This is a genomic window from Campylobacter sp., from assembly GCF_052170435.1.
GTDB lineage: Bacteria > Campylobacterota > Campylobacteria > Campylobacterales > Campylobacteraceae > Campylobacter_A.
In genome coordinates, this window is record NZ_JBQNAN010000042.1 from 1 (window position 1) to 5,398 (window position 5,398).

Annotated in this window: 5 protein-coding genes; 1 reads left to right on the forward strand and 4 read right to left on the reverse strand. The window is 48.1% G+C overall.

The window, feature by feature from the left end; translation table 11 throughout:
* Positions 1-285 (forward strand): ATP-binding protein (locus ACTTJF_RS09815; RefSeq protein ID WP_442551804.1); only part of this gene is annotated, 285 nt, incomplete at its 5' end.
* On the opposite strand, the gene ACTTJF_RS09820 is transcribed toward ACTTJF_RS09815, so the two are convergent.
* The 4 genes from ACTTJF_RS09820 to ACTTJF_RS09835 all read right to left on the reverse strand — a co-directional run.
* On the reverse strand, positions 282-1,133 hold the full coding sequence (locus tag ACTTJF_RS09820) for a cache domain-containing protein (protein ID WP_442551805.1): 852 nt from the start codon (positions 1,131-1,133) through the stop codon (positions 282-284). The two genes, ACTTJF_RS09815 and ACTTJF_RS09820, sit on opposite strands and share 4 nt — an antisense overlap.
* Complete coding sequence (locus ACTTJF_RS09825) at positions 1,126-1,497, reverse strand: HIT family protein (protein WP_442551806.1); 372 nt, start codon at positions 1,495-1,497, stop codon at positions 1,126-1,128. Before ACTTJF_RS09825 ends, ACTTJF_RS09820 begins: the two co-directional genes overlap by 8 nt.
* Before the next feature lie 197 nt (positions 1,498-1,694).
* Positions 1,695-3,530, reverse strand: coding sequence for a glutamine--fructose-6-phosphate transaminase (isomerizing) (glmS, locus tag ACTTJF_RS09830; RefSeq protein WP_442551807.1), 1,836 nt, complete (start codon positions 3,528-3,530; stop codon positions 1,695-1,697).
* Between the two features lie 2 nt (positions 3,531-3,532).
* On the reverse strand, positions 3,533-5,398 hold a 1,866-nt coding region (locus ACTTJF_RS09835; protein WP_442551808.1), incomplete at its 5' end, for an HD domain-containing protein.

Genomic DNA, 5,398 nt, shown 5'->3' on the forward strand with positions numbered 1-5,398 from the left:
AAATACAGCCGCGAAGGAGGGATAATAAATTTGCGCCTTTTTGAAAAAAGCGGCAAAATCGTGCTCGTAGTCGAGGACGAAGGCGAAGGCATAAAAGACACGAGTAAAATTTGGAAACGCTACGTTAGAGACGAGGGCGTGCAGGGCGGCTTTGGCCTTGGGCTAAACATCGTGCAAAGCATCTGCGTGAAAAACGGCGTAGAGTACGGCGTGAAAAGCGAACTGGGCAAAGGCAGCGTCTTTACCTACAAATTTTCGCCGTACTCAAAAAGCCTGCTTGACTAATCAAACCAAACGCCCAGCTTTGCTAAATTTCGCTCTTTTAAGTCGGAGTTAAAATAAATCACGAAATATCCCACTCGCTCGCCCTTTGCGTCGTTCATCGGCTGGACGGTAAAGGCGTGCGAATCCGTCTGATAAAATCCGCCGCTTTTAAATTTGATATCCTTTAGCATCGGCAAGACGTTTAAATTTGCGTAGCTCTTATTTACGAAATGAAAGCCTTCGATGATGCCCTCGTCGCTGCTGTTTTGATAGGGCAGATCGCCGCCGGCGTCGAGCAATACGAAAAGATCAAGCCCTTGCTGCGAGAAAAAGTCGCTCAAATGCTTAAAATCAAGCAGCACTTCGATACTGCCGAGCATCTTTTTATCCTCAAATATCGGCGCGACCGACCTAATGAAAACTCCCGCGCGACCGACCTCGATGCCCGCGGCTACGCCGTTTTTGGCCTCGGCTAGCAGGTGGCGAAAGTTCGTTAGATCGTCGTTATATAGCGGTATCCAGCTCCTAGCAAAGCTCCTCATTTCGGGCGTGTGGATGTGAAATTTGGCATTTTCGTAAATGGGCACCTTGCTGAGCGTTTTGGTAAATTCGCCAAGCGTCTCTAGGCACATTTCGCGGTCGTTTTGGCTCATGCATTTTTTCACGTGCTCGTTTTGCGCTAGTAGCGCAGCCACTGTCATCGCGGAGAGTTTCTCCTCCTCAATATTTTTGTTTAAAATTTGCGTTTGAAAGTCGAGAAATTTTTTGATATTTTCCGTCTGCGTCTGCTCGTCCCAGCGCGCCTTATAAACCGCCAAAATGCCTGCTACTACGATGATCGCGAGCGTTAGAAGTATTTTTTTATTCACGTGTTTTGCCTAGCTCGCGCGCTAAAATTTGAGAAAACTCGGCAAATTCAGGCAAATTTAGCTCGCCCTCGCGCTGCCTTTTGCCCCACATGGACTCCGGGAAAAAGCTATCGCTCTCAAACCTCGCCATCACGTGAAAATGCACGCGCGGCACGTAGTTGGCAAAGCTTGCGATGTTTATTTTAGTGGGATTATAAAATTTTCTCATTACTTTTTCGGTCGTTAAAACCGCTTCAAAAACCCTTTTTTGCGTCGATTCGTCGCAGTCTGTTAGCTCCTTAAACGGCGTTTTGGTAAAAATTTTCACCCACGGTATCTCGCTAGTTTCGCGCTCAACGAAAATCAGCTCGTCTTCAAAGATCATTTTACGCTCCTTTTTGATAGCGATTTTAGCTAAATTTGAATTTTAATCTTTTTAAATTAGGACTATTTATCATAGTGTGTATTTCGGGTGTGTTCTGTAAAATTTAGCGGTTTTATGGCGTGTTAAATTTGAGCTTCTTGGATTAAAATTTAAAAGCGAAATTTAACGCTGCCGCCCGTCAAATTTCGCCTATTAATTTACTCTACGGTCACGCTTTTAGCGAGATTTCGCGGCATATCTACGTCGTTGCCTAGCCTCACGGCGATCTCCAGCGCAAAAAGCTGCAAGATAATCATCATCTCGAAAAACTCGCTCATCGGGTGAGCTTGCTTGCTTGTTTTGATAAAATCGTCGCTAAGCTCGAACTCCTCGGGGCTGATAGCAAGTATGTAGGCGTCGCGGGCGGCTAGCTCCTCGACGTTGCTTTTGGTTTTTTCGTAAAGGACGGTTTGCGGCATCAGCGCGATCGTAAAGAGCCTCTCGTCGGCAAGCGCGATAGGGCCGTGCTTCATCTCGCCCGCAGGGTAGCCCTCGGCGTGCAGATAGGAGATCTCTTTGAGCTTTAGCGCGCCCTCGAGCGCGAGCGGATAAAATATATCGCGCCCGATAAAAAAGAAGCCGTGGCCGTGCAAATAGTGCTTGGCTAGGCGGCGGATACGCTCTTGCGGCTCTTTGCTGATGTTTAAAATTTGCGGAACGTGTAGGAGCGCCGCGATCTCGCTTTTTAGCTCTTCTTTGCTTATAGAGGCTTTAGCCTGCGCGATTTGCAGCGCTAGCATCCACAGCGTAACAACCTGCGTGGCGAAGGCTTTGGTGCTGGCTACGCCCTTTTCGATTCCCGCGCGAGTTAGTAGCGTGTCGTCCGCTAGGCGCACGATCGAGGAGTTATCGACGTTGCAGATGGCTAGCGTCTTTAGTCCTGCTTGCTTGGCGATTTTTAGCGCTTCTAGGGTGTCGGCGGTTTCGCCGCTTTGCGAGATGACGATAAAAAGGGCGTTTTTGTTTAGTTTCGGGCGTCTATAGCGAAATTCGCTCGCGATCTCGACCTTAGCTCTAGTGTCCGCTAGTCGCTCGAAAAGGTAGCTAGACGTAAGGGCCGCATGATAGCTAGTGCCGCATGCGCAAATTACGATATCATCGATATTTTGCAGGTACTCGTTCGTTAAATTTTCAAGCCCTACCGCATCCTCTTTGACGCGTCCCATTAGAGTTTCTGAGACTACCGCGCTTTGTTCGTAAATTTCTTTTTCCATGAAAAAGCGGTAACCCTCTTTTTGCGCGTAGCTTTTATCTGCAGGCAGCGCGGCAAAGCTCGGGCTTAGTTTTTTTTCGTCTTTAAAAATCGCAATCTCGTCAATGCTAACAAATCCGTAGCTTTTGTCGTCCAGGTAGCACACCTCTTTGGCTAGGCCGATTAGCGGGGCGTCCGAGGAAGCGAAAAATACCTCTTTTTCCTCACTTTTGCCGATAGCTAGCGGCGCGGCGTCCTTGGCAAAGAAAATTTTGCCCGGAGCCGTTTTGGTGATAAGCAGCGTCGCGTAAGCTCCGTGTAGGCGCGCGACCGTGGCTTCGTACGCTTTAAACGGCTCGCCGATAGCTTTTAAATTTTCCTCGAAAAGATGCACGATAACCTCGGTGTCGGTTTGGCTGAGGAAGTTAACGCCCTTTGCCTCAAGCTCCTCCTTTAGCTCTTTGTAGTTTTCGATGATGCCGTTATGAACGACGAAAGAGTGCTCGCCAAGGTGCGGGTGAGCGTTGATCTCGGTAGGTTTGCCGTGCGTAGCCCAGCGCGTGTGTCCGATCGCGACGCCCTCGCCGCTAGAGCTAAAGCCCTCTGATTTTTTGGCTAAATTTTCAAGCTTGCCGATAGCCTTAAAAAAGGCGATTTCTTGCGCGCATTTGTCGCAACCGCCCTCTAGGCTCATCACCGCCATGCCTGCGCTATCGTAGCCGCGGTACTCAAGCTCTTTTAATCCGTTTAAAATAAACTCTCTTTTTTCTCTATTGCCGACGTAACCGACGATTCCGCACATGTTTACTCGCTTTCTAATAATTTTAAAATTTCGCCCAAATCCACGCCCTCGCGCTTTTGTATAAGCAGCAAATTTCGCGTCCTGTTTTTTACGGTTTGGATTCTAGCGTTGGCTATTTTTACATCAAATTCCTTAAAAACTCCCAATACGTAAGCCATCAGCCCGCGCTGATCTTTCGCGTTTATGCCAAGCTTTGCGTACTCTTGTGAGTGGTTAGCGTCGAAATTTAGCTCGCCTTTTAGTATGATCGGGCGATTTATTTGCGCCGAGGCGCCGCTTTTTAGCGAGATCTCGATAAGGTTTTTTAGGGTTTCTAGCTCGCTTGATTTGACGTTTTTGTTAAACTCCAGCTTGACGTAAAATTTACCGTCAAACAGCTCGAAAATCTCCATAAATCCAAGATCAAGGTGCGCCAAAGACGAGAGCAAAACCGCTAAATTCGGGTAGTTTTGCGCGTAAATTTCTATGCTTAGGCTTTGATGATTTTGCACCTGCACGCTTAGTTTATCCGCGCTTTGCGCGGCCCAGGCGATGCCGATGATGTCTGCTGGTTGGTATTTGGCAAAGAGTAAATTTGATCTGATGGCGAAAATTTTTTCTTTCAAATTTTCGTTTAAAGCGGCAAATTTAGCGTTTCGTCTGATGCTAAGCTCCTTTTTTACGCGTCTTGCGGCTTCGTCTAGCAGGTTTTCATCCTCGAAGCTTTGCAGGCAAATGCCGTAAAGCTCGCGCAAAAGCCGCGCCAGATAGGGCGTATAGAGCTTTTCGTCCGTCGCGTTTATCACGCAGTAGGCGACGATGTAGGCGAGTTTTAGGGTTTGCGGATCGCCAAGCTTTGAGATAAAGCTAAAAATCGTGCGCTGATCGTAGATATCCTCGCGGTTTGCCACGTCGTTCATCAGCGTGTGGTAGCGCACGAGCGTAACGCCGATATTTACGGCCTTTGCGCTCAAATTTAGCTTTGCGGCGTAGGCGCGAAAGATATTTGAGCCCACGACCGAGTGATCGCCGCCTAGCCCCTTGCCCGCGTCATGCAGCAGCAAGGCTAGCTTTAGCAGCGTGCGCCCCTCGATACAAAGCTCGTCGTAAAGCGATTTTACGAATTTATCTTTGATATTTTCGGCAAATTTGACGCTTAGCACGCAGTGCTCGCCGACGCTAAATTTATGGTAGCCGTCAAATTCGGCCAAATTTACGGCGTGCTCGAGCGGCTTAACTAAAACAGGCAAAACCTCCGCGTCCAAAAGCGCCTTGATGATGCAGTGAGCGTGGTTTCGCATCAAAATTTTTCTAAAAAGCGCGAGCGAATCCTCGGCGTCCTCTTTGCTAATTTGCGCGCGTTTTAGGTAAAAGATCGTCCCAACGTCAAATTTATACTCCGCATCGCCGAGGGCTAAAAGCTGCTTTAGTACGGCGTTTAGAGGGCGAGGGCGGACGTGCAGCGGTACGTAAATCGTATTTTCAAACCTATAAAATCCGTTTTTTAGCCGCGCAGCTCGCAGCTGGCTAAATTTAACCCCGCTTGTAAATTTACTCCTGTAAAAGCTAGCGACCAGATAGCGCGAAAAAACGGCGACCGAGTGCATGCAGGAAAAGAGTTTTTGCGAGATGACGCTGCTATTTTCTTGCGTCTTTTTGGACTTGGTTTGCATAAGCGAGGTGATCTCGTTTAGCTTAGCGGGATCAAAAACGTCCGAGCCCAGGGTTAAATTTTGCGCCGATTTTACGCAAAGGATAAAATCAGCCGCCAAATTTAACGCGCTAAGTTCCTTTTCGTCGATAAATTTTAGAGCCTGCGAGCGCATGCTGATCTCGTTTTCAAAGCCGTTTAGAGCGCAGTTTAGGTAGTAGATGTCGTTCGTGCCGCC